The sequence below is a fragment of the Mesorhizobium sp. ES1-6 genome (genome assembly GCF_020164775.1).
In the GTDB taxonomy this organism is placed as follows: domain Bacteria; phylum Pseudomonadota; class Alphaproteobacteria; order Rhizobiales; family Rhizobiaceae; genus Mesorhizobium.
Map to the genome: position 1 here is coordinate 211060 of NZ_JAIUGU010000010.1, position 22566 is coordinate 233625.

The window sequence follows — 22566 nt, forward strand, 5'->3', positions numbered from 1 at the left end:
TAGGCGGATTCGTATCGTGCGGGCGAGGGCGAACTGCGGCCGAAACAATGAAACGACTCTACGCCTGCGCCACCAGCCAATCCCTGACCTTGCGGGCATTCTCGCTCAATTCCCGGTTCTTCGGCCACACGACATAGAAGGCCTTGCCGGTTTTAAGCACATGACCGGTCACCGGCACCAGCAGGCCCGTCGCCAGCAGCCGCTCGGCAAGGTGCCGCCAACCCAGCGCAATGCCTTGTCCCTCCATGACGCCCTGGATCACCAGGCCATAGTCATTGATGCGCAGGCCGCGCGCCGTATCGTCGAGCCGACCTCCGGCCGATCGGAACCATTCGTCCCAGCTGGCGGCTTCGCGGTAGGGTTCCTCAAGGTGAATGAGGCGGTGCCTTGCCAGTTCCTCGACGCTCCCCGGCGTGCCAACTTTTGCGAGATAGCTGGCGCTTGCAACCGGAAAGATCTCCTCGTCGGCCAAGGGCAGTGAAAAATAATCTGGCCATTCCCGCGGCTCACCGCCGCGCACGGCGAGCGGGATCCCCTCTGCGATGATGTCGAGATCACGGTCGGCGGTCTGGATGCGCAGGTCGATGCCCGGCAATTCGTCGCGGAACTGCTGCAGGCGCGGCATCATCCAGAACGAGCCGAAAGCGGTCGAGGCGGCAAGCGTCACATGGCCGCCGGTCGCTTGCAGGCGCAGGTCCTCGGCGGATTTGCGAATATGCGACAGGCCGAGCGAGACATCCGCGTGGAACCGCTCGCCGGCTTCCGTCAGGCTGACCTGCCGGTGGCGGCGCTGGAACAGCTTGGCGCCGAGCTGTTCTTCAAGCCCGCGCACCGCGTAGGAGACGGCCGCCTGCGTCATCCCGAGCTCGCGCCCGGCCGCTGTGAAACTCGACAGCCGGCCGGCCGCCTCGAAGACGATCAGGCTGCCGGCGGAGGGCAGGAGGTGGCGCAGGCTTCGCATAAGCAGAGCTTATACAAGAGATCAGGATTTTCCAGCGTCACAGCCATATTTCGCCTCGCTAACTTGGCTGGAACGGACGCTTGGAGGTCTCATGAACGCACCCGCCGCCGAACTGACCGAACCGACCCATCGCCGGGGTGGTGGCCGCCTCGGGCGCAAGGCGCTTCGTGGGGCTCCGATCGCCTCGTTTCCGACGCTGGTTCGCCAGATTCCGGTCTATGAGATCGTTCCTGATGAGGCGGTGGAACTGATCCACGAGGAGTCGCTCAAGATCCTCGAAGAAGTGGGCTGCGAATTCCGCGACGACGGCGCCATCGAGCTTTGGAAGGCGGCTGGCGCCGATGTGAGGGAAACGCGCGTGCGTATCGACCGCGCGCTGCTGATGGAGCTCGTCTCGAAAGTTCCATCGGAATTCACGCTCAACGCGCGTAATCCCGAACGCACGGTCCGTGTCGGCGGCAAGAACTCGATCTTCGTGCCGATGTACGGCGCGCCCTATATCCGTGACCTCGACAACAACAGGCGCTACGGCACGCTTGCCGACCTCAACAATTTCCACAAGCTCGCCTATATGGCGCCGGCTCTGCATTCGTCGAGTTCGGTCATCTGCGAGCCGATGGAAATCGCCGTGCCGAAGCGGCATCTGCACATCATCCATTCGGCGCTGAAGCATTCCGACAAGCCATTCATGGGCATCGTGACGTCGAAGGAGCGCGCCGAGGACACGATGGCGATGGCTGCAATCGTCTTCGGCGAGGAATTCGTGAGAGAGAACCCGGTGCTGGTGGCGATCACAAACTGCAATTCGCCGCTGGTCTGGGACGCCACCATGATCGATGCGATGCGGGTCTATGCGAGCCACAACCAGCCGCTGATCCTGGCGCCGTTCGCGCTCTGCGGCGCATCGACCTCGGCCTCCGCCGTGGGCGCGGTGGCGCAGGTCAACGCCGAGGCGCTCGCGGGCGTGGCCCTGACCCAGCTCATCCGCCCGGGCTCTCCGCAAATCTACGGCCAGTTCATGGTCACGGTCGACATGAAGACCGGCGCGCCGATGGGCGGTACGCCGGAGGCCGCGCAGATGATGTATCTGATGGGTGCGCTGGCGCGGAAATACAAGCTGCCGTGGCGCACCTCCGGCTTCCATGTCGGCTCGAAGCTCAACGATGCCCAGGCCGGCTATGAGGCGAACATGCTGATGCATGCCGCCATTCTCTCCGGCGCCAATTATATCTGGCACTCGGCCGGATGGCTGGAGGCGGGTCTCACCTGCGGTTACTCGAAATTCGCCACTGACTGCGAACAGCTTGTCGGCTGGTACAAATATGCCGGCGGCCTGCCTTTCGACGATTTCAAGGAAGCGATGGCGGCGATCCGCGAGGTCGGGCCGCAGGGCCATTTCCTCGGCACCCAGCACACGCTCGAGCATTTCGAGAAGGCTTTCTTCATGCCGAGCATCATGGACTTCAACTCCTACGAACAGTGGAACGCCGAAGGGGCGAAGGACCATGACACGCGCGGCCGCGAGAAGGCGCGCAACATGCTCGCCGACTATGAGGAGCCGAAGCTCGACGAGGGCATCGCCGACGGTCTCAAGGATTTGATCGCGCGCCGCGAGGAGAAATTGCCCGACAGCGTTAGTTGAAAAACAACAGACAAAGACCTCACGGGAACAACAAGGGGAGAATGACATGACGGTTTTCAGAAGCAACGGTGATCGTGTGCCGCCCGCTATCGAAGCGATGGCGACGGAGGCGCGTGCGGGCCGCATCGACCGGCGCGAATTCCTGGCGCTGGCCAGCGCCTTTGGCGCATCGACGGCTTTGGCCTACGCCATGATCGGTCTCGCCGCGCCACGACAGGCCCTTGCCGAGGAGCCGAAGAAAGGTGGAACGCTGCACGTCTCGATGGCGGTCAAGGCGCAGAAGGATCCACGCACGTACGACTGGGTGGAGCTGGCCAACATATCGCGCAGCTGGCTGGAGCCGCTGGTGCGCTACACCAAGCAGTTTACCTTCGAGCCGGTGCTGCTCGAAAGCTGGGACATCAACGACGACGCCACGGAATACACGCTGCATGTGCGTAAGGGCGTCACCTGGAACAATGGCGACGCCTTCAACGCCGATGACGTGGTGCACAATGTGACGCGCTGGTGCGAGAAGGGCGTCGCCGGCAACTCCATGGCGGCGCGCGTCGGTGCGCTGATCGATGCCAAAACCGGCAAGGCCAGGGACGGCGCCATCACCAAGGTCGACGACAACACGGTCAAGCTGAAGCTCTCGGAGCCAGACATTTCGCTCATTCCAAACTTCACCGATTATCCGGCACTCGTCGTGCACCGCAATTTCGACGCCGATGGCGCCGATCCGATCAAGAAGCCGATCGGCACGGGACCGTTTGAGCTGGTGTCGTATGACGTCGGCCAGAAGGCTGTGGTCAAGCGCCGCGAGAACGGCAAATGGTGGGGTGGCGAAGCGCCGCTCGACGGCGTCGAATTCATCGACTACGGCACCGACTTCAACGCCACGGTCAACGCGTTCGATTCCGGTGAGATCGACCTCAACTTTGAGAGCCCCGCCGACTTCATCGACATTCTCGACAAGATGGGGCTGCAGAAATCGGAGGTCGCGACCGCGACCACGCTGGTTGCCCGCACCAACATCACCCACAAGCCTTATGACGACCAGCGCGTTCGCAATGCCTTGCAAATGGCCGTCGACAACAATGCCGTCTTGCAGCTCGGTTACAATGGGCGCGGCACCGTCGGTGAAAACCACCATGTCAGCCCGATCCATCCTGAATATTATCCGTTGCCCAAGAAGGAGCGCGATGCCGCCGGCGCCAAGAAGCTGATGGCGGACGCCGGCCAGGCCGACTTCGAGCACGAGCTGATCACCATCGAGGACGACTGGCAGAAGAACACTGGCGACGCGATCGCCGGCCAGTTGCGTGACGCCGGCATCAAGGTCAAGCGCACGGTGCTGCCGGGCTCGACCTTCTGGAACGACTGGACGAAATATCCCTATTCGATGACCATCTGGTACATGCGCCCCCTCGGCGTCCAGGTGCTGGCGCTGGGCTACCGCACCGGCGAGGCCTGGAATGAATCGGCCTATTCCAATCCCGATTTCGACGCCAAGCTCAAGCAGGCGCTGTCGCTGATCGACGTCGCCAAGCGCAAGGAGGTGATGAAGGATGTCGAGCAGATCCTGCAGGACTCCGGCGTCATCATCCAGCCGTTCTGGCAAAAGCTCTACAGCCACACCAACAAGAAGGTGAAGAACTACGGCGTTCACCAGACCTTCGAAATGGATCTCCAGAACGTCTGGCTGGACGCCTGACACCCGAAGTCCAGCCACACAGCGCCGGCGCCCGTGCGCCGGCGCAATGCCGCCGATGAGGGAGAGAATTCGCATGTCCGGCCGGGTCTTCAAGCGTCTGTTCGAACCCGCCACCTTGCGCGGCAAAACATTGCGCAACAGGATCGTGTTTGGAGCCCATACCGCCAATATGGCCGAGGACGGCCTGCCGACCGAACGCCATGTCGGCTACTACGCCGAACGCGCGATAGGCGGCGCGGCCATGGTCGTGGTCGAGCCGATGCCGGTGCATCAGGCCGCGGTGCTGACGCGCGGCAACTTCCGGCCTTCCGACGACAGCGTCATCCCGCATTTTCGCAAGGTGACCGAGGCCATCCGCGGCAACGGCGCCGTCGCCATCCAGCAGCTCTACCATGTCGGCCAGCACGCCGACGCCGACAATTCGTTCCATGCCGGTTGGTCACCTTCCGGCCTGCCGAGCTACCACGACTCCGACGGTTCGCATCGGATGTCCGAGCGCCAGATCGAAGAAACGATCGACGGCTTTGTCCAGGCGGCGCGCCGCTGCCGTGAGGCAGGCTTCGACGGCGTCGAGGTCTGGGCGGCCTATCATTCGATGCTGGACCAGTTCTGGACGCCCTGGTCGAACCGCCGGGACGACCGATGGGGCGGCAGCCTTGAAAACCGCACCCGGATGAGCCGCGAGGTGATGACCCGGATTCGCCGGGAATGCGGCGACGATTTCATCGTCGGTCTTGCGATCAACGACGAGCCGGAAGTCGAAGTGGCGCTCAAGCGCGAAGCACTGGCCGAGATAGTCGACCTCCACGACCGCGATGCCTTGATGGACTATGTCACCTGCGGAACGGGTTCCTACTTCGATTTCTACAAGATCATCCCGACCTTTGTTTATCCCGAGAAGCTCGGTGCCGACCTGGCGGCCGTCCTCAAATCCACCGTGCGTCACGCGTTGATCACAGCCGAAAGCCACATCCGCACCCCCGAGAACGCCGAGAGCGTGCTGAGCGAAGGCCGCGCCGATCTCGTTTCCATCGTGCGCGGCCAGATCGCCGATCCGCATTTGGCGGCAAAGGCCGCCGACGGGCGGCCGCAGGACATTCGCGGCTGTCTGTCCTGCAACCAGATGTGCTGGGGCCGGCGCAGCCGCGACTACTGGATCAGCTGCGTCATCAATCCCTCCGCGGGGCGGGAATGGGAGTGGGGCGGCGATCGCTTTGCTCCGGCCGCCCAGCCGAAGCGCGTGCTGGTCGTCGGTGGCGGCCCGGCCGGTCTCGAAGCGGCGCGCGCCGCGGCCGAGCGTGGACACCGCGTCACGCTGGCCGAGGCGTCCGACCGGCTCGGCGGGCAGTTCCGTCTCGCCGGCTTGCAGCCGCGCCGCGCCCAGATCCTGGATCTGATCGACTGGTACCAGCGTCAGCTCGGCCAGCTTCAGGTCGACATCCGCTACGGGCAGTATGTCGAAGCCGACGATGTCGAGCGCGAGGGGGTCGATCACGTCATCGTCGCGACCGGCTCGATGCCGCCAGACGGCGCTTTCCAACGGGCCTTGCCGCAGTGGGAAACGATTCCAGGCGGCGGCCCGGTTTTCTCCGCCGAAGCGGTGATGGCAAGGGAAGCGAGGCCGGGCAAACGTGTGCTTGTGCTGGATGACGGCGGCAATTGGAAAGGCTGCGGCACCGCCTGGAAACTCGCCGAGGACGGGCACAATGTGACGCTTGTGACCCCGGACGCCCTGGTTGGCAAAGAGTTGCAGCGAATGGCCGTCGACGCGCCGCTGCGTCGGGCGCTTGCCAAGCTCAAGGTGCGGTTCGTCACCGAGAGCGCCGTCGTTCATTGGGATGGCAGGGCGGCCAGGGTCGCTTCCCTGCTCGATGGAACCGAGCAGGAGATCGAAGCCGATACGCTGGTCTTCGCCACGACGAATATGGCTGCCGACATGCTGTCCATCGAACTCGAAAGGCGCGGCGTTGCACACACTTCGATCGGTGATTGCACCGCTTCCAGACAGGCGGCTTTCGCCATCCACGACGGACGCAAGGCAGCCTTTGGTCTTTGATTGCGAGGCCTTCCCCGGGCGTCCCGTCGAGACGTCACGCATTAGCCGTGACGCGCTCGCGGGCTTCATGAACCGCAAAAAAGCCGATATGCAGGATGCGTGGTACTGGTTGCCTCAAGCCATGAAAAAGCCGGAGATTCTGCATGCGACTGACAGTGCTCCTTGCCGCCCTTTCGATAGCTTTGCCCGCGGCGGCCTGGGCCGGCCCGGCGTCCGATGCCGTGAAGTTTTTCTACGTTCCGCAGGTCAAGTTCGAGGCCGACGCGCAATACCGCGATCGCTTCACCGAGCCGGTGACGAAACTGTTCGACCTCAACGACCAGGCAACCAAGAAGAACCCGGACCAGGTCGCCTGTATCGACTTCGATCCTGGCCTCGACGCGCAGGATTTCGACCAGAAGACCATTTCCAAGACCTTGAAACTGTCCGAGACGGTGGATGGCGACACGGCGCAGGTGGTGGCGAATTTCAGTCTGTTTCCGGAAGGCGACGATGCGCAGCGCGAAATGCACTGGTCGCTGAAGAAGGTCGACGGCAAGTGGAAGATATCGGACATCGCCTCGAAGACCAGCGACTGGACACTGAGCAAGCTCGAATGCGTGGCCGGCCAGGATCCGGAGTAAGGCGATGGCCGGTCGCGCGTTCCTGCTCTTGTCGGCCATCTGCCTGCTGGCCGCGGGCTTGAACGGCGCGGCCGCCCAGGGGCTGTTGGGTCCACCGCCGGCGAATGCTCCGGCCGAGGCAGCACCTGCCGAGAGCGGGACGCCGCCGGCAACAGCACCCGGCGGCGCCGCCGAACCGGCAACGCCACCTGTCGCATGGCCGCCAAGCGAACCAGCCGCCCCCATTCAGCCGGGATCGCCGACGGCGGTCGTGCGGCCGTTTTACGATCAGGTCAACCTGGAGATCGATCCGTCGCAACGCAGCCATTTCGTCGATCCGGCAAAAACCGTGCTCGACAAGAGCGATGCCTTGCGCAAGTCCGGGCAAGGCGAATGCCTGGACCCCAACATGGCGCTCGACAATGCGGACTACGACAAGGCCGAGATCGACAAGAGCCTGAAGACGCTCGAGGCGATCAATGGCGACCAGGCCAAGGTCATCGTCGCCTTCGTCGTCGCCGGCAACCCGCATCGCCTCGAATGGAAGTTCAAGAAGGTTGGCGGCGAGTGGAAGATATCGGACCTGTTGTCGGTGACCGGCGAATGGGCGCTCAGCCAGTACCAGTGCGAATGATCGTCGAGTTATCCCCGCCCGCGATAGGGAGCCACGCCGGTATCCGGCAGCCAGGCGCCTTCGGGCGGCGCGCCGGTCTGCCAGAAGACATCGATCGGAATGCCGCCGCGCGGATACCAATAGCCGCCGATACGCAACCAGAGCGGCTTGGTCGCGGCGACAATGCGACGGCCGATCATCACCGTGCAGTCTTCATGGAAAGCGCCATGGTTGCGAAACGAGGTCATGAACAGCTTGAGCGACTTCGATTCCACCAGGGCCGCATCGGGTGCGTAGTCGATGACGATATGGGCGAAATCCGGCTGTCCGGTCACCGGACAGAGCGAGGTGAATTCCGGAACGGTGAAACGCACGATCGCCGGCGATCCGTCACCGCGCTGAAACGGCACGGTTTCCAGGACCGCGACTTCGGGGCTCTGTGGCGTCTCGACGTGGGTGCCGAGCTGGGTAAGGTTTTTGGTATCGATCATGAGCGGTTTCCTTGGATTTGCCGCTCATTAGCACAAATTAAAACGGCAGGAAGACGATGACCAGCAACGACCCGCTTCTCCAACCCTACCAGCTCAAGCATCTGACGCTGAAGAACCGGGTCATGTCGACCAGCCACGAGCCGGCCTATTCGGAGGACGGCATGCCGAAGGAACGCTATCGGCTCTACCATGCAGAAAAGGCCAGGGGCGGTATGGCGCTGACCATGACCGCCGGCTCGGCCATCGTGTCGCGCGACAGCCCGGCCGCTTTCGGCAATCTCCATGTCTATGACGACCGCATCGTGCCGTGGCTGGCTAAACTGGCGGATTCCTGCCACGAACACGACTGCAAGGTGATGATCCAGATCACCCATCTCGGCCGCCGCACCGGCTGGAACAAGGCTGACTGGCTGCCGGTGCTTTCAGCCTCGCCGGTGCGCGAGCCGGCGCATCGTGCCTTCCCCAAGACCATCGAGGAGTGGGACATCGAGCGCATCGTCGCCGACTATGCTTCGGCCGCGCAGCGCTGCCAGGCGGCCGGGCTGGATGGCATCGAGTTCGAATCCTACGGCCATCTGATGGACGGCTTCTGGTCGCCCGCCACCAATCATCGCGACGACGAGTATGGCGGTTCGCTCGACAACCGGCTGCGTTTCACCAACATGGTGCTCGATGCGGTGCGGTCGGCGGTTGGCGAGAAATTCGTCGTCGGCATCCGCATGGTCGCCGACGAGGATTTCGACAAAGGCCTGTCGAAGGAGGAAGGCGTCGAGATCGCCAGGCGGCTCGCGTCGTCCGGCAAGGTCGATTTCCTCAACATCATCCGTGGTTCCATCGAAAGCGACGCGGCACTGACCAAGGTCATCCCGGTGGCCGGCATGCGCTCTTCGCCGCATCTCGATTTTGCCGGCGAGGTGAGGGCGGCAACAAAATTTCCGACCTTCCACGCGGCGCGCATTTCCGACGTCGCCACCGCGCGCCATGCGATCGCCACCGGCAAGCTCGACATGGTCGGCATGACGCGTGCTCACATCGCCGATCCGCACATCATCAAGAAGGTGATGGAGGGCCGCGAGCACGAGATCCGCCCCTGCGTCGGCGCCACCTATTGTCTCGACCGCATCTATGAAGGCGGCGAGGCGCTGTGCGTCCACAACGCGGCGACCGGCCGCGAGGCCGATATTCCGCATATCATCGTCAAGGCCGAAGGGCCCAAGCGGAAGGTCGTCATCGTTGGCGCCGGGGCCGGCGGACTGGAGGCTGCGCGGGTCGCGGCCGAGCGCGGCCATCAGGTGACGGTGCTGGAGGCGTCTAGCCAGGCCGGTGGCCAGGTCCGTCTGGCGACCCAGAACCCGCGCCGCAAGGAATTGATCGGCATCATCGACTGGCGCCTGGCCGAACTCGACCGGCTCGGCGTCGAGATCCGCTACGACACCTGGGCGGAGCAGGAGGATGTTCTGGCCCAGGCGCCCGACGTGGTGGTCGTCGCAACCGGCGGCCTGCCGCAGAACCCGCCGCTGGTGTCCGGCGACAATCTCGTCACGTCGAGCTGGGACATCATGGCCGGCAGCGTCAAGCCGGCCGAGAATGTCCTGCTCTATGACGACAATGGCGGCCATCAGGGCATGGGGGCGGCCGAGTTGATCGCCAACAGCGGCTCGAGACTGGAACTGGTTTCGCCGGAGCGGTTCTTCGCTCCCGAAATGGGCGGCATGAACCACGTGCCCTATGTCAGGGCCTTCCATGAGAAGGGCGTGACCGTCACCATCAACACGCGCCTGCGCTCGGTGCGGCGCGAGGGCAATCAACTGGTCGCTGAACTCGCTTCGGATTTTGCCGATGGTTGGCGCGGCGAACGACGTGTCGACCAGGTGGTGGTCGAACACGGCACGGCGCCGCTCGACGATCTTTATCTCTCGCTGAAACCCCTCTCGAAGAACGGTGGGGCGGTCGACTACGAACGTCTTGTCAGCGGCGGCGACATTTTTCCGGCGCGCAACCCCGAAGGATCTTTTGTGCTGTTGCGCATCGGCGATGCTGTCGCCTCGCGCAACATCCACGCCGCCATCTATGATGGGATCAGGTTCGGCCTGCGGATCTGAAACTCGTCAAGAAAATGGTGGCGCGCGGTCGGACCTGCTTACGAGAGCCCTTGTATGCCGGCTTGGCCGCGCGCCCGCACGTTATCGGCTTGTCGCCGGGCAACGTGCGATCTTGTGGGTTGGTGCTCAAACCATCCTGGCGACCGCCATGCACAGCACGGTGATCGCCAGCAGCCTTGCGGCAATGCGTTCGCCCATGGCCATCCTGGCGCGCAGTTGGGTTTCGATATCCGCACTGGCGCCGGCAAGCTGCCGGCTGGACGCCCTGACCATGGCGCCGAGCACGCCGGCGGCGGCGAATGCGGCCAGGATGCCGAGCGCCAGCACCATTTCCATCGAGCCGAAATAGGCGCCGTGAAAGAAATACCACAGCAGCGCTCCGGTCAGGAAAACCATGCCGGCCGCGCCCAATTGCGGCCGGATGAAGCGTTCCGCTTTGATCTCGGGATCGCGGGCGAGCGTGACGGTGGTGCCGGCCCAGAACACTCCGGCCAGGACGTGAAGGCCGATCACGACGATGTAGACATACTGCATGCCGGCTATCCTCTCTCGCTCGTCATAGGCAATTGTTAGATATCTAATCATTAGATGTCAATGTACAAAGCGAAGCTTGTTCCATCCTGCGAAAACACCGTCTACTGTCCGGCGATGACGCCTTTTGAACGCCCGCCGGTCGGCATGAATCTCGGCCGCACCGCAAAGCTTGTCGCTCAGGCTTTCGACGCCGCCTTGGTCGAGGCAGGCGGCACATTGCCGGTCTGGCTCACGCTGCTGTCGGTCAAGTCGAGCGAGCTTGCCAATCAACGCGAACTTGCCGGCTTGATCGGCATCCAGGGTGCGACGCTGACCCATCATCTCAATGCGATGGAGGCGCAGGGCCTGCTGACGCGGCGGCGCGATCCCGTCAACCGCCGGGTTCATCTGGTCGAGTTGACGGAGGCTGGAGAAGCGCTGTTCGAGAGATTGCGGCAAGCGGCACTTGTCTTCGACAAGCGGCTGCGCACAGGACTGCCCGACGAGCGTCTGGCGGAGTTTGCGCAGGTGCTGGCCGTATTGCGGGAGAATGTGGAGAGCTAGGAGTGCCGGCCTGATGGCTCAGTCGTCATAGCTTGGGATTTTTCCAAAGGCGTAATGGCGCAGCTTCAGCGCGGTGATCAGCTTGGTCAGTTGCGTCTTGCCGTCGAAGCCGTCCTGGAACATCTCGTCGTGCATGAGCAGGATCAACTTGCCGGGTTTGGCGAAATGGCCATAGCCGAACAGATGATCGATCTCGCTGACCAGATGGTCGACGCTCTGCACCGGCTCACCGCTGTCCTTGTGCACCCATTCGTGGTCCCAGCCGTAGAGATAGAAGCCGGAAGCCGCGACGAACTCATAGTCGGGATCCTCACGCCCGGCTTGCGCCTGCCCAAGCGAATTGTCGTTCTTTGACATCGACGGCAGCCGGAACACATCGCGCCCCGGCAGGCGGGCATGCACTTCCGGCTTCAGGCCCAGTACGGCGTTGGCCCTGAGCATGTCGGCCACCACGCCTTCGGTATCGCCATAGAAATGCCGGTAGTGATTGTAGGCGTGACTGTAGCTGTGGTTGCCGATCGTCACCAACGGCATCGCCTTGGCACGCCGCACCAGGTTTCCGTTGGACGCACTGGCCTGCGCATGCATGCCGACCATGAACAGCGTTGCGGGAACCTGCTCCGCTTCCAGCACGTCGAGGATATTGTTTGTGCCGTTCAGCGGTCCGTCGTCGAAGGTGAGATAGATGGTGCGATCCGCCCCGTAGGCTGGCAGCGCGGACATCAGAATGGCCGCCAGGGCAAACCGAAAGAATGTCATGGGCCGCACCCCCCTGCGATCGGCACAGGCCGCCATTTCCCCGGCTGCTTGTCAAGGCTGGTCCGGTTTACGCGAGGCTGCCCTGCAGGACTGTCAGCCTGGCCTTCTTCGGCATACGGGCCGTCAGCCATTCGAGCGCCTTGTCATGCGGCATCGGGAAGGCGATGGAATAGCCTTGCACCTGGTCGCAGCCGATCGCCATCAGCGAGTCGAGCTCCGCCTCGGTTTCGGCGCCCTCGGCGACGATGGAAATGCCGAGCCCCCGGGCAAGCTCCGTGATGGCGCGCACGATCTTGGAGTTGTCGCCATTCTCATGGATGTTCTGGACGAAGCGGCGGTCGATCTTGAGCCGGTCGATCTCGTTCGGGTTGACGTGGCTTAGCGAAGCATAGCCGGTGCCGAAGTCGTCAAGCTCCAGATGGACGCCGGCGGCCCTGATCTGACGCAGCTTCGCCGCGATCCCTGTCTTCTCGTCGTCGAGAATGACGGATTCGACGATTTCGAGCGACAGTTTCTGCGGCGGCAGCCCGGCTTTCTCCAGCGTCCCGAACAGAAACACATCGAAATCGTGCTCGCGCAACTCGGTGCCCGAGACATTGACGGCAAGCCGTCCGAAAGCAATCCCGGCACGGTTCCATTCGGCGGCCTCGTTGATCGCCTTGCTGATCACGATGCGGCCGATCTCGGGCATGAAGCCGCATTTCTCGGCAACGGGGATGAATTCACCCGGCGAGATCATGCCGCGTTCGGGATGGTTCCAGCGCACCAGCGCCTCGATGCCGCTGATGGTGCCGTTGGTCAGCGAAACCTGCGGCTGGAAATAGACCTGGAACGCCTTTTCGGAAATGGCGACCTTGATGTCGTGTTCGAGCTGCTTGCGGTAGTCGAGTTCCCTGCGCAATTCCTCCGAGAAGAACGAGAAGTTGCCGCCGCCCATCTTCTTGGCCGAGTAAAGCGCCAGATCGGCATGAACCAGCAGGTCCTGGGCATTGTCGGCGTCGATCGGATAGACCGCGATGCCGCCGCTGGCGCCCGGAAGAATGGTGGTGCCCTGAAACACGATCGGCTCGTTGATATGCGCCAGGATCCGGCGCGCCAGCATATTGATGTCCTCGGTGCTGCCGGCTCCGTTGAGGATCATCACGAATTCGTCGCCGCCGAGCCGCGCGCAGAGGTCCGACGCCCGGCAGGAATCGCGCATGCGCTGCGCCGTCACCACCAGCACATAGTCACCGGCGGCATGGCCGAGCGTATCGTTGATCTGCTTGAACCGGTCGAGGTCGAGCTGCACGACGGCCAGGCGTTCGCGCCGCCGGTGCGCGCCCTTGATCAGCGTCTCGAAATGGTCGGTCAGGAAAGTGCGATTGTGCAGGCCCGTCAGTCCGTCATGAACGGCGATGAAGGCCATCGAATTGCGCGCCTCGACCAGTTCACGGGTCTTGCGCAGGATCGCGTTGGACATCGGCCTGAAGATGAACAGCGCCACCAGCAGGATAACGCCGAGGGTGGCGTAGAACAGCGTGCGGTGGAGGGTGAGCAGCTTTTCGGAACGCTCGTCGGCGTCGGCGCTGATGCGCTGGCCGAGCGCGGCATAGCCGGACAGTGTGGCATTGGCGACCGAGGCATCGAGGTTGACGCGTTCGGCGCCGCCCTTGTAGCCGCCATTGTCGCCAAGGTTGAGCTGCGATTCCAGCGCCGAGATCAGACGGTCGCCATTGGCGATCAGGCCGACCGAGAAATAGTCGAGATGGAAGGGTTTGGCGAAAAGCACGCTCTCGATCGACTTCGCATCGCGCTTGGCCGGCGATTCCGGATCCGCGCCTGTCTGCTTGAGCAGCAGATCGTAGTTCGTCTCGAACTCCGCCGTAGCCTGCTTCAGCGCGCTGACCAGCGCCGGCTGCTTGTCGCGCGAGGCGACGCCCGTCGCGCTGGCAAGGAAGACGATGCGCTGCGACAACGTCTTTTGCGTGCCGACGATGTCGAGCAAGGTGTGGTTGTGCTGCTGCGTGGCCATCGTCTGCTGCAGCAGGACGAAGGAGGCCGCCACCATGGCGGCAATGATCAGCAGCGCCAGCCAGTAGCCAGCCTTGATCAGCAGTATGAGCTTGCCTGAAACGGTTTGCACCGGCTGCTGAGACATGTTCGGGGGCGGCCCTCTAGCCAACGGATTTCTGTATGAGCACCATTGAACTGCAAACGTTAACAGGACCGGAAGTCGACGGCTGGCCGGCAAGGGGGAGGAGCGGAAAGATCGCGAAATGGTTATCGGGTTCTTTCGTGGCCGGCCCGCATTTGAGCATTCGTCAATCCATGGGTGCCGGCGATCACTTGGGCAATGTCCATTGCGTCCTCGCTGATGCTGCCCGGCCACCCCTTGCGGTCGCTTTTGCGATGGATTTTTTGCGCGGGCGGGACGACAGTCTGCCACGTCAAACGAGGCCTGAATCATGACCGCCGCATTTCTCTCCCACATCGACAGCGAACTTGCAGGGCTGAAATCCGCCGGCCTCTATAAGTCCGAGCGGGTGATTTCCTCGACGCAGTCGGCCGAAATCGAGGTCGGCGGCGAGAAAGTGCTGAATTTCTGCGCCAACAACTATCTCGGCCTCGCCGACAGCGCGGACCTGCGCGCGGCGGCCACGCAGGCGCTCGACCGCTACGGCTACGGCATGGCCTCGGTGCGCTTCATCTGCGGCACGCAGGAGGAGCACAAGCAGCTCGAGGCGACGATTTCATCCTTCCTCGGCATGGACGACACCATCCTTTACGGCTCCTGCTTCGACGCCAATGGCGGCCTGTTCGAAACGCTGCTGGGCGAGGAGGACGCGATCATTTCCGACGCGCTCAACCACGCCTCGATCATCGATGGTGTCCGGCTGTCGAAGGCCAAACGCTTCCGCTACGCCAACAACGACATGGCCGATCTGGAAGCGCGATTGAAGGAAGCCAGGGATTGCCGCTTCCGGCTGATCGCCACCGACGGCGTGTTTTCCATGGACGGCATCATCGCCAATTTGAAGGGCGTCTGCGATCTCGCCGAAAAGTACGATGCCATGGTCATGGTCGATGACAGTCATGCGGTCGGCTTCGTCGGGAAGAATGGTCGTGGGTCGGCGGAACATTGCGGCGTCGAGGGCAGGGTGGACATCATCACCGGCACGCTCGGCAAGGCGCTCGGCGGCGCCTCTGGAGGCTATACGTCCGGCAAGAAACAGGTGGTCGACTGGCTGCGCCAGCGCTCGCGGCCCTATCTCTTTTCCAACACGCTGATGCCGGCGATTGCCGGCGCCTCGATCAAGGTGTTCGAGCTGATCCGCAATGGCGATGCCTTGCGCGAGCGCCTATATGCCAATGCGGCACGGTTCAGGTCCGAGATGGGCAAGCTCGGCTTCACGCTGGCAGGCGCGGATCATCCGATCATCCCGGTGATGCTGGGCGATGCGACGCTGGCGCAGGAGATGGCGGCGCGCACGCTGAAGCGCGGCATCTACGTCATAGGATTCTCGTTCCCGGTGGTGCCGAAGGGCCAGGCGCGCATCCGCACGCAGATGTCGGCGGCGCATTCCACTGTCGACATTGACCGTGCGGTGGAGGCCTTCGGCGCGGTCGGCAAGGAATTGGGCGTGATTTCCTGAGCGCCGGAAAGCTGCTCCGGATCAAGAGATTCAAGGGACAAAAGAATGTCGAACATGATGAAGGCGCTGGTGAAGGCCAAGGCCGAGCCAGGCATCTGGATGGAAGAGGTGCCGGTGCCGGAGATCGGCCCCAACGATGTGCTGATCAAGGTCAAAAAGACCGCGATCTGCGGCACAGACGTGCATATCTACAATTGGGACCAGTGGGCGCAGAAGACGGTGCCGGTACCGATGGTGACCGGCCATGAATTCGTCGGCACCGTCGCCGATTTCGGCGCCGCGGTCACCGAATACAAGGTCGGCCAGCGCGTCTCTGGCGAAGGCCACATCGTCTGCGGCCATTGCCGCAACTGCCGTGCCGGGCGAGGGCATCTGTGCCGCAACACGCTCGGCGTCGGCGTCAACCGTCCCGGTGCCTTCGGCGAATACCTGGCCATTCCCCAGCACAATGTCGTGCCGATCCCCGACGACGTGCCGGACGAGATCGCGGCGATCTTCGATCCCCTTGGCAATGCCGTCCACACCGCATTGTCCTTCGATCTGGTTGGCGAGGATGTGCTGGTCACCGGCGCCGGGCCGATCGGCATCATGGGCGCCCTGGTGGCGCAATGCGTCGGTGCGCGAAAGGTGGTCATCACCGACATCAACCCGGTGCGGCTGGCGCTGGCCAAAAAGCTCGGCGTCCAGCACGTCGTCGACGCCTCGCAGGAAAAGCTTCGCGATGTCATGCCGGCGCTCGGCATGACCGAGGGGTTCGACGTCGGCCTCGAAATGTCGGGCGCCGCGCCCGCCTTCCGCGACATGATCGACACCATGAACAATGGCGGCAAGATCGCCATCCTGGGCATCGCCCCGACCGGCTTCGAGATCGACTGGAACAAGGTCATCTTCAAGATGCTGCATCTGAAGGGCATCTATGGCCGCGAAATGTTCGAGACCTGGTACAAGATGATCGCCCTGGTGCAGGGGCCGCTGGATGTGAGCGGGCTGATCACGCATCGGATTGGCATCGACGATTATCAGGCCGGGTTCGACGCGATGCGCAGCGGCAGTTCGGGCAAGGTAGTGATGGATTGGTGAGGGCGGCATAGCGCCATCCGGTAAAACGTCTGTACGCTGTCCCGCCGGGCCTTCAGCTCTTTTCTTCCAATGCCCTCTCCAGAGCCGCCACCCCGCTGACAATCGCAACCCGCTCTTCGGCGCCCAGCCTCGCCAGCAACTCTCTCTCAAACGCCTTTGCCAGCGGCACCATCTCGCGATAGGCGGCAAGCCCCGCTTTGGTCAGCGTCAAATGCTCGACGCGGCGGTCGTTCTCGTCAGGCGTCCGCAGCAGCCAGCGCCGCCGTTCCAACTCGGACACGGCCCGGGACACCTTGGTCTTGTGCATGGCCGATTGCTCGCCGAGCGCCGTCGCGGTCATCGTGCCGCGCTGTCCAAGCCCGGAAAGCGTGCGCCATTCCGGCCGTGTCAGGCCGTAATGGTCCTTGTAGACTTTCGAGAATTCGCGGCTGACCGCGTCGGCCAGCCGGTAGAGCCGGTAGGGCAGGAAGCTTTCAAGTTCGAGGATGTCCATTGTCCGCATCCGGGAAAAACGGAAGATTGATAGTTACATTCTCGATGGTTACAAATGAAACCAATCTGGTCAATCCGGGAGGAAGCGATGGCCTTTTCCTATATGCCGGGCTTCGGCAATGATTTTGAGACCGAGACATTGCCGGGTTCCTTGCCGCAGGGGCGCAACTCGCCGCAGCGGCCGGCCTACGGCCTCTATGCCGAGCAGCTTTCCGGTTCGCCCTTCACCGCGCCGCGTGGCACCAACGAGCGATCCTGGCTCTACCGCATCCGGCCGAGCGTAAAACACACTGGCCGATTCAAGGCCGCGAACTATCCCCTGTGGAAGACCGCGCCGAATGTCGGCGACCACGAGCTGGCGCTGGGCCAATACCGCTGGAACCCGGTGCCGATGCCGAAAGAGCCGACCGATTTTATCGCCGGCATGCGCACGATCACCACGGCCGGCGACGTGCTCGGGCAGAGCGGCATGGCTGCCCATGTCTATGTCGCCAACCGCTCCATGGTCGACGACCATTTTTTCAATGCCGACGGTGAATTGCTTGTTGTGCCGCAGGTGGGCAGCTTGCGCCTTGTCACCGAGATGGGGGTCATCGAGCTTCGCCCTGGCGAGATCGCCGTACTGCCGCGCGGCCTCGTCTTCAAGGTCGAACTGGTCGACACCGAAGTGCGCGGCTATGTCTGCGAGAATTACGGCGCCAAGCTGACCTTGCCTGATCGCGGCCCCATCGGTGCCAATTGCCTGGCCAATCCGCGCGACTTCAAGACGCCCTGCGCCTGGTTCGAGGAGAAGGAAACGCCGTGCCGGCTGATCGTGAAATGGTGCGGCAATTTTCACGTCACCGAGATCGGCCATTCGCCGCTCGACGTCGTCGCCTGGCACGGCAACTACGCGCCTTACAAATATGATCTGGCGACGTTTTCGCCGGTCGGCGCACTGCTGTTCGACCACCCCGATCCATCGATCTTCACGGTTCTCACCGCGCCGAGCGGCGAGGAAGGCACCGCCAATATCGACTTCGTCATCTTCCCGCCGCGCTGGCTGGTTGCGGAGGATACGTTCCGGCCGCCCTGGTATCACCGCAACATCATGAGCGAGTTCATGGGTCTGATCCACGGCCAGTACGACGCCAAGGAGGAAGGTTTCGTTCCCGGCGGCATCAGCCTGCACAATCTGATGCTGGCCCATGGCCCGGATGCGCCTGGCTTCGAAAAGGCCTCGCGCGCGGAGCTGAAACCGGTCAAGCTCGACAACACCATGGCCTTCATGTTCGAGACGCGTTTTCCGCAGATGCTGACCCGCTACGGCGCCGAACTCGAAACCCGGCAGGACAACTACATCGATTGCTGGGCCGACCTGAAGAAGCGCTTCAATGGCACGCCCGAGGGCGACTGGTCTTGAGCGGCAAGCCAATGCCGGACCGGCTGGTGCTGCTGGGCTCGAAAGGCGGCCCTGCGCTGCGGCCGGGCGGGCCGTGGCCGAGTTCGTCGCTGCTCGAGATCGGCGGGCGAGCCATCGTCGTCGATTGCGGGCTCGGTGTCACGCGCGGCCTTGTCGACGCCGGCACCAGCCTGAAGGCACTCGACCTGATCTTCATCACCCATCTGCATTCCGACCATGTGCTGGAACTCGGACCGCTGATCCACACCGCCTGGACTGCGGGTCTGGCGACGCCAGTCAGCGTGTTTGGTCCGCCCGGCACGGGCCATTACTGGCGGCGCTTTTGCCAGGCGATGGAATTCGACATCGAAATCCGCATCGTCGACGAGGGCCGGCCCGACATTCGCGAGTTGGTTTCTGTCGAAGAATTCGGCGAAGGCCATGTGGTCGAGCAGCGCGGCCTGAAGGTCACGGCGCTGCGCGTCGACCATCCGCCGGTGACCGACTGTTTTGCCCTGCGCTTCGAGCATGGCGCAAAAAGCGTGGTGTTCTCGGCCGATACAGCCTTCTTTCCGCCGCTGGCCGATTTCGCCGAAGGCGCTGATGTCCTCGTCCATGAAGCCATGCTGGAAGAAGGCATCGAGCGGCTGGTTGCCAGGACCGGCAATGGCGCGCGGCTCAAGGAGCATCTGCTTGCAAGCCACAGCTTTGCCGAGGAGGCTGGGCGCATCGCCGACACAGCCGGCGTGAAGCGGCTGGTGCTCAATCACCTCATTCCGGCCGACGACTCCCAGATTGGCGAGACAGAGTGGACTGCCGCCGTCAGGAAAACATGGGCCGGCGACTTGACGATCGCGCGCGACGGCCTTGTTGTGGAGCTAAGCAGCGGGAAAGCTGCAAAAGGAGAGGGAACAGCATGAAGCTTGCCACGCTGAAGGATGGGGCGCGCGACGGGAAACTCGTCGTCGTTTCGCGCGACCTGACACAATACACCGACGCCTCGTTTCTGGCGCGCACGCTGCAGGCGGCACTCGACGACTGGCGCAGGATCTCGCCGCATCTGGCGACAATCGCCGAATCGCTGGAGAACAATGCGATGCCGGCAGCTCGCTTCCACGAGCACGACGCGCATTCGCCGCTGCCGCGCGCCTATCAATGGGCTGACGGATCCGCCTATGTGAACCATGTCGAACTGGTGCGCAAAGCGCGCGGCGTCGAGATGCCGGCAAGCTTCTGGACCGACCCGCTGATCTACCAGGGCGGCTCGGACTCCTTCGTGGCACCACGCGATCCGATCCAGACAGTCGACGAGGCCTTCGGCATCGATATGGAAGCCGAGGTCGCGGTCATCGTTGACGATGTGCCGATGGGCGCCAGCCTCGATGAGGCGCGCGCCGCCATCCGGCTGGTCATGCTGGTCAACGATGTCACGTTGCGCGCGCTCACCGGGCCGGAACTGGCCAAGGGGTTCGGCTTCTTTCAGTCGAAACCGTCCTCGGCCTTTTCGCCCGTGGCGGTGACGCCGGACGAACTGGGCGATGCCTGGGACGGCGGCAAGGTCAGCCTGCCGCTGCTCGCCGACATCAACGGCAAGCCGTTCGGCCGCGCCAATGCCGGCGTCGACATGACCTTCGATTTCCCGGCCCTGATCGCTCACGCCGCCCGGACAAGGCCGCTGGTTTCAGGCACCATCATCGGCTCGGGTACGGTCTCCAACAAGCTCGACGGCGGCCCGGGCAAGCCGGTCGCGGCGGGCGGCGCCGGCTATTCCTGCATCGCCGAACTGCGCATGATCGAGACGATCGAGTCAGGTGAACCAAAGACGCCGTTCCTGCGCTTCGGCGACACGGTGCGCGTCGAGATGAAGGACAAGGCAGGCCATTCGATCTTCGGTGCCATCGAGCAGACGGTTGAGAAATACGAGGGATAGGCTAGGACAGATTTTCAGCGATGAATCTTCTGGATCATTTGCGCCGCATGGCTGGGAATAATCTCTGGTCGAACGACCGGCTCTACCGTGCCGTGCTTGCGCTCAAGCCCGGCGAGTTCGAAGCCGAGCGCACCAGCTTTTTCCCGTCGATCAAGGCAACGCTCAACCACGTCCTTGCCGTCGATTATCTCTATCTCGATTTTCTCGAAGAGGGCGGTGTCGGCGCCGCCGCCCATGATGATTTCGTGCCTTTCGAGGAAAGTGAGCCGCTCTTTGCCGCACAGCTAGTGGCCGACCGACGGCTGATCGCCTTCTGCGATGGCCTGTCGGAGGTCGATCTCGATCGCCGCGTCATCACCGACCGGCGCGAGGACGGCATGATCCCGGAAAAGATCGGCGATATCCTGGCGCACGTCTTCCTGCACGACATCCACCACCGCGGCCAGGTCCACGCCATGCTGTCGGGCACGTCAGTCGCGCCGCCGCAACTGGATGAGTTTTTGCTCGACTATGATTTGAAGCTAAGGAAGGAAGAGGTCGAGCGGCTGGGGTTGGGTCGTCAGACCAGCGCGACGTCGTAAGTCGAAAATTCGGGACCGAGTTCGTCAAAATCGTCCGCTATCCGGATCTGGCCCTTTAAGGCTCCGAGCAGGCCTTTGCTTCCGCCTGGCCGAGCGGGAGCGTTCAAGGTTGCAACAACCTCGCCGTGACGCGTCAGATTGATTTCTTCGCCAGCTTGGGCACGCTTCACCAACTCAGACAGCTGAGCCTTCGCCTTAGCCATTGGAATGTTCATGGACGACCTCCTGTGACCAGAATTTAGGTCATAAGAAGTTGTCCTGCAAGTAAGCTAAGCCGCCTTGCCGTCCACCTTGATCACGCCGCGCTTGATCTGGTCCTGCTCGATCGATTCGAACAAAGCGCGGAAATTGCCCTCGCCAAAGCCTTCGTCGCCCTTGCGCTGGATGAACTCGAAGAAGATCGGCCCGATCACGGTCTTCGAAAAAATCTGCAGCAGGATCTTGGTCATGCCGCCATCGACCACGCCTTCGCCGTCGATCAGGATACCATGCTTCTTCATCCGCTCGATCGGCTCGTCGTGGCCGTTCACGCGGTCATACGACATGTCGTAGTAGGTCTCCGGCGGGCCGGGCATGAACTTCAGCCCGTTGTCGGCGAGCTTGTCGGTGGCCGCGTAGATCTCATCGGTACCGACCGCGATGTGCTGGATGCCTTCGCCATTGTACTTCTTCAGGTATTCGGCGATCTGGCTGGTCTCGTCCTTGGATTCGTTGAGCGGAATGCGGATCTTGCCGCAGGGCGAGGTGATGGCGCGGCTGACCAGACCGGTGATCTTGCCGTCGATATCGAAGAAATGGATCTGCCTGAAGCCGAACAGATTGCGATAAAAGTCCCACCACTTGTCCATCTGGCCGCGATAGACATTGTGAGTCAGGTGGTCGAGGAAATAGAAGCCGACGCCTTGCGGCCGGGGGTCGCGCGCGCCAAGCCACTCGAATTCGGCGTCATAGGCCGAGCCCTTCTTGCCGTAGCTGTCGATGAAATAAAGCAGCGAGCCGCCGATGCCGACAATCGCCGGCACATCGAGCGCCTTGTCGTCGCCTTCATAGGGGATGGCTCCCTTCGAGACGGCGTGGTCGAAAGCGTGCTTGGCATCGACCACGCGCCAGGCCATCGAAGCGGCGCAAGGGCCGTGCTTGTCGACGAACTTCATCGCATGAGAGCTGGGCTCGGCATTGACGACATAGTTGATGTCGCCCTGGCGCCAGACGGTAATGTTCTTGCTGCGATGCCTGGCCACCGCCACATAGCCCATTCGGGTGAACAGCTCGGCCAGCTTCCCGGGCTCCGGATGCGCGAATTCGACGAACTCGAAACCATCGGTGCCGGCGGGGTTGTCCTTGCTGATCGTGGCGGGCGGGGCGTCGTGCGGGAAGGGACCCATGGTATTCCTCCGAAATGTCGTTTGGTCGAAAATGACCATTCGACGCCATGATAACGCGGAGCTGGTGCATAGTGCTTGCATTC

General features: G+C 62.8%; 22 protein-coding genes. 14 read left to right on the forward strand and 8 right to left on the reverse strand.

Translation table 11 applies throughout. The features are described from left to right. Positions 1 to 58: 58 nt before the first annotated feature. Positions 59 to 961 carry a LysR substrate-binding domain-containing protein gene (locus tag LB564_RS23210; protein WP_224541237.1) on the reverse strand — a complete coding sequence of 301 codons (903 nt, stop codon included), beginning with the start codon at positions 959 to 961 and terminating at the stop codon, positions 59 to 61. 91 nt (positions 962 to 1052) lie between these two features. Between LB564_RS23210 and LB564_RS23215 the strand changes: the two genes are divergently transcribed. The 5 genes from LB564_RS23215 to LB564_RS23235 all read left to right on the forward strand — a co-directional run bounded on the left by LB564_RS23215 (position 1053) and on the right by LB564_RS23235 (position 7591). Beyond that, positions 1053 to 2603, forward strand: a complete 1551-nt coding sequence (locus LB564_RS23215; protein ID WP_224541239.1) for a trimethylamine methyltransferase family protein — start codon at positions 1053 to 1055, stop codon at positions 2601 to 2603. Positions 2604 to 2649: 46 nt separating this feature from the next. Next, entirely contained in the window at positions 2650 to 4299 is a 1650-nt protein-coding gene (locus LB564_RS23220) for an ABC transporter substrate-binding protein (protein WP_140707066.1), read from the forward strand. Between the two features lie 73 nt (positions 4300 to 4372). Then, on the forward strand, positions 4373 to 6355 hold the full coding sequence (locus tag LB564_RS23225) for an FAD-dependent oxidoreductase (RefSeq protein WP_224541240.1): 1983 nt from the start codon (positions 4373 to 4375) through the stop codon (positions 6353 to 6355). Positions 6356 to 6498: 143 nt separating this feature from the next. Then, positions 6499 to 6978, forward strand: a complete 480-nt coding sequence (locus LB564_RS23230; protein WP_224541242.1) for a DUF3828 domain-containing protein — start codon at positions 6499 to 6501, stop codon at positions 6976 to 6978. A 4-nt stretch (positions 6979 to 6982) separates the two neighbouring features. Continuing rightward, positions 6983 to 7591 (forward strand): hypothetical protein, encoded by a 609-nt coding sequence (locus tag LB564_RS23235; RefSeq protein ID WP_224541244.1) that lies wholly within the window; start codon positions 6983 to 6985, stop codon positions 7589 to 7591. An 8-nt stretch (positions 7592 to 7599) separates the two neighbouring features. Here the strand turns inward: LB564_RS23235 and queF are convergent, their stop codons facing one another. Next, entirely contained in the window at positions 7600 to 8061 is a 462-nt protein-coding gene (gene queF / locus LB564_RS23240) for a preQ(1) synthase (RefSeq protein WP_224541246.1), read from the reverse strand. Between the two features lie 56 nt (positions 8062 to 8117). Between queF and LB564_RS23245 the strand changes: the two genes are divergently transcribed. Continuing rightward, on the forward strand, positions 8118 to 10163 hold the full coding sequence (locus LB564_RS23245; protein WP_224541248.1) for an FAD-dependent oxidoreductase: 2046 nt from the start codon (positions 8118 to 8120) through the stop codon (positions 10161 to 10163). A gap of 126 nt (positions 10164 to 10289) precedes the next feature. On the opposite strand, the gene LB564_RS23250 is transcribed toward LB564_RS23245, so the two are convergent. Beyond that, the gene (locus tag LB564_RS23250) at positions 10290 to 10697 is read right to left on the reverse strand and encodes a hypothetical protein (RefSeq protein WP_224541250.1); all 408 of its coding nucleotides are present in this window, start codon (positions 10695 to 10697) and stop codon (positions 10290 to 10292) included. Positions 10698 to 10757: 60 nt separating this feature from the next. On the opposite strand from LB564_RS23250, the gene LB564_RS23255 reads away from it, so the two are divergent. Continuing rightward, a complete protein-coding gene (locus LB564_RS23255; RefSeq protein WP_224541252.1) occupies positions 10758 to 11240 on the forward strand; it encodes a MarR family winged helix-turn-helix transcriptional regulator in 483 nt (160 codons plus the stop codon). A gap of 18 nt (positions 11241 to 11258) precedes the next feature. Here LB564_RS23255 and LB564_RS23260 read toward each other — a convergent pair whose 3' ends face one another. Next, positions 11259 to 11999, reverse strand: a complete 741-nt coding sequence (locus LB564_RS23260; RefSeq protein ID WP_224541254.1) for a polysaccharide deacetylase family protein — start codon at positions 11997 to 11999, stop codon at positions 11259 to 11261. Between the two features lie 67 nt (positions 12000 to 12066). Next, entirely contained in the window at positions 12067 to 14139 is a 2073-nt protein-coding gene (locus LB564_RS23265; protein WP_140707049.1) for a putative bifunctional diguanylate cyclase/phosphodiesterase, read from the reverse strand. Positions 14140 to 14174: 35 nt separating this feature from the next. On the opposite strand from LB564_RS23265, the gene LB564_RS23270 reads away from it, so the two are divergent. The 3 genes from LB564_RS23270 to tdh are packed head-to-tail and all read left to right on the forward strand — an operon-like array spanning position 14175 to position 16714. Then, positions 14175 to 14450, forward strand: coding sequence for a hypothetical protein (locus LB564_RS23270; protein WP_224541256.1), 276 nt, complete (start codon positions 14175 to 14177; stop codon positions 14448 to 14450). Beyond that, the gene (locus LB564_RS23275; RefSeq protein WP_224541258.1) at positions 14447 to 15634 is read left to right on the forward strand and encodes a glycine C-acetyltransferase; all 1188 of its coding nucleotides are present in this window, start codon (positions 14447 to 14449) and stop codon (positions 15632 to 15634) included. Before LB564_RS23270 ends, LB564_RS23275 begins: the two co-directional genes overlap by 4 nt. 45 nt (positions 15635 to 15679) lie before the next feature. Further along, positions 15680 to 16714, forward strand: coding sequence for an L-threonine 3-dehydrogenase (gene tdh / locus LB564_RS23280; RefSeq protein ID WP_224541260.1), 1035 nt, complete (start codon positions 15680 to 15682; stop codon positions 16712 to 16714). Positions 16715 to 16766: 52 nt separating this feature from the next. On the opposite strand, the gene LB564_RS23285 is transcribed toward tdh, so the two are convergent. Next, complete coding sequence (locus LB564_RS23285; protein ID WP_181173717.1) at positions 16767 to 17207, reverse strand: MarR family winged helix-turn-helix transcriptional regulator; 441 nt, start codon at positions 17205 to 17207, stop codon at positions 16767 to 16769. 87 nt (positions 17208 to 17294) lie between these two features. On the opposite strand from LB564_RS23285, the gene hmgA reads away from it, so the two are divergent. The 4 genes from hmgA to LB564_RS23305 are packed head-to-tail and all read left to right on the forward strand — an operon-like array spanning position 17295 to position 21098. Then, the gene (hmgA, locus tag LB564_RS23290) at positions 17295 to 18608 is read left to right on the forward strand and encodes a homogentisate 1,2-dioxygenase (RefSeq protein WP_224541262.1); all 1314 of its coding nucleotides are present in this window, start codon (positions 17295 to 17297) and stop codon (positions 18606 to 18608) included. A gap of 11 nt (positions 18609 to 18619) precedes the next feature. Next, positions 18620 to 19507, forward strand: coding sequence for an MBL fold metallo-hydrolase (locus tag LB564_RS23295; protein WP_224541310.1), 888 nt, complete (start codon positions 18620 to 18622; stop codon positions 19505 to 19507). Beyond that, positions 19504 to 20517 carry a fumarylacetoacetate hydrolase family protein gene (locus LB564_RS23300; protein WP_224541264.1) on the forward strand — a complete coding sequence of 338 codons (1014 nt, stop codon included), beginning with the start codon at positions 19504 to 19506 and terminating at the stop codon, positions 20515 to 20517. Before LB564_RS23295 ends, LB564_RS23300 begins: the two co-directional genes overlap by 4 nt. A 20-nt stretch (positions 20518 to 20537) precedes the next feature. Beyond that, positions 20538 to 21098: a DinB family protein gene (locus LB564_RS23305; protein ID WP_140707036.1), complete on the forward strand. Its 561-nt coding sequence runs from the start codon at positions 20538 to 20540 to the stop codon at positions 21096 to 21098. Here LB564_RS23305 and LB564_RS23310 read toward each other — a convergent pair. Both LB564_RS23310 and hppD read right to left on the reverse strand, forming a co-directional pair. Continuing rightward, positions 21077 to 21313, reverse strand: a complete 237-nt coding sequence (locus tag LB564_RS23310) for a type II toxin-antitoxin system Phd/YefM family antitoxin (RefSeq protein ID WP_140707034.1) — start codon at positions 21311 to 21313, stop codon at positions 21077 to 21079. The two genes, LB564_RS23305 and LB564_RS23310, sit on opposite strands and share 22 nt — an antisense overlap. 54 nt (positions 21314 to 21367) lie before the next feature. After that, on the reverse strand, positions 21368 to 22483 hold the full coding sequence (hppD, locus tag LB564_RS23315; RefSeq protein WP_224541265.1) for a 4-hydroxyphenylpyruvate dioxygenase: 1116 nt from the start codon (positions 22481 to 22483) through the stop codon (positions 21368 to 21370). Positions 22484 to 22566: the final 83 nt, after the last annotated feature.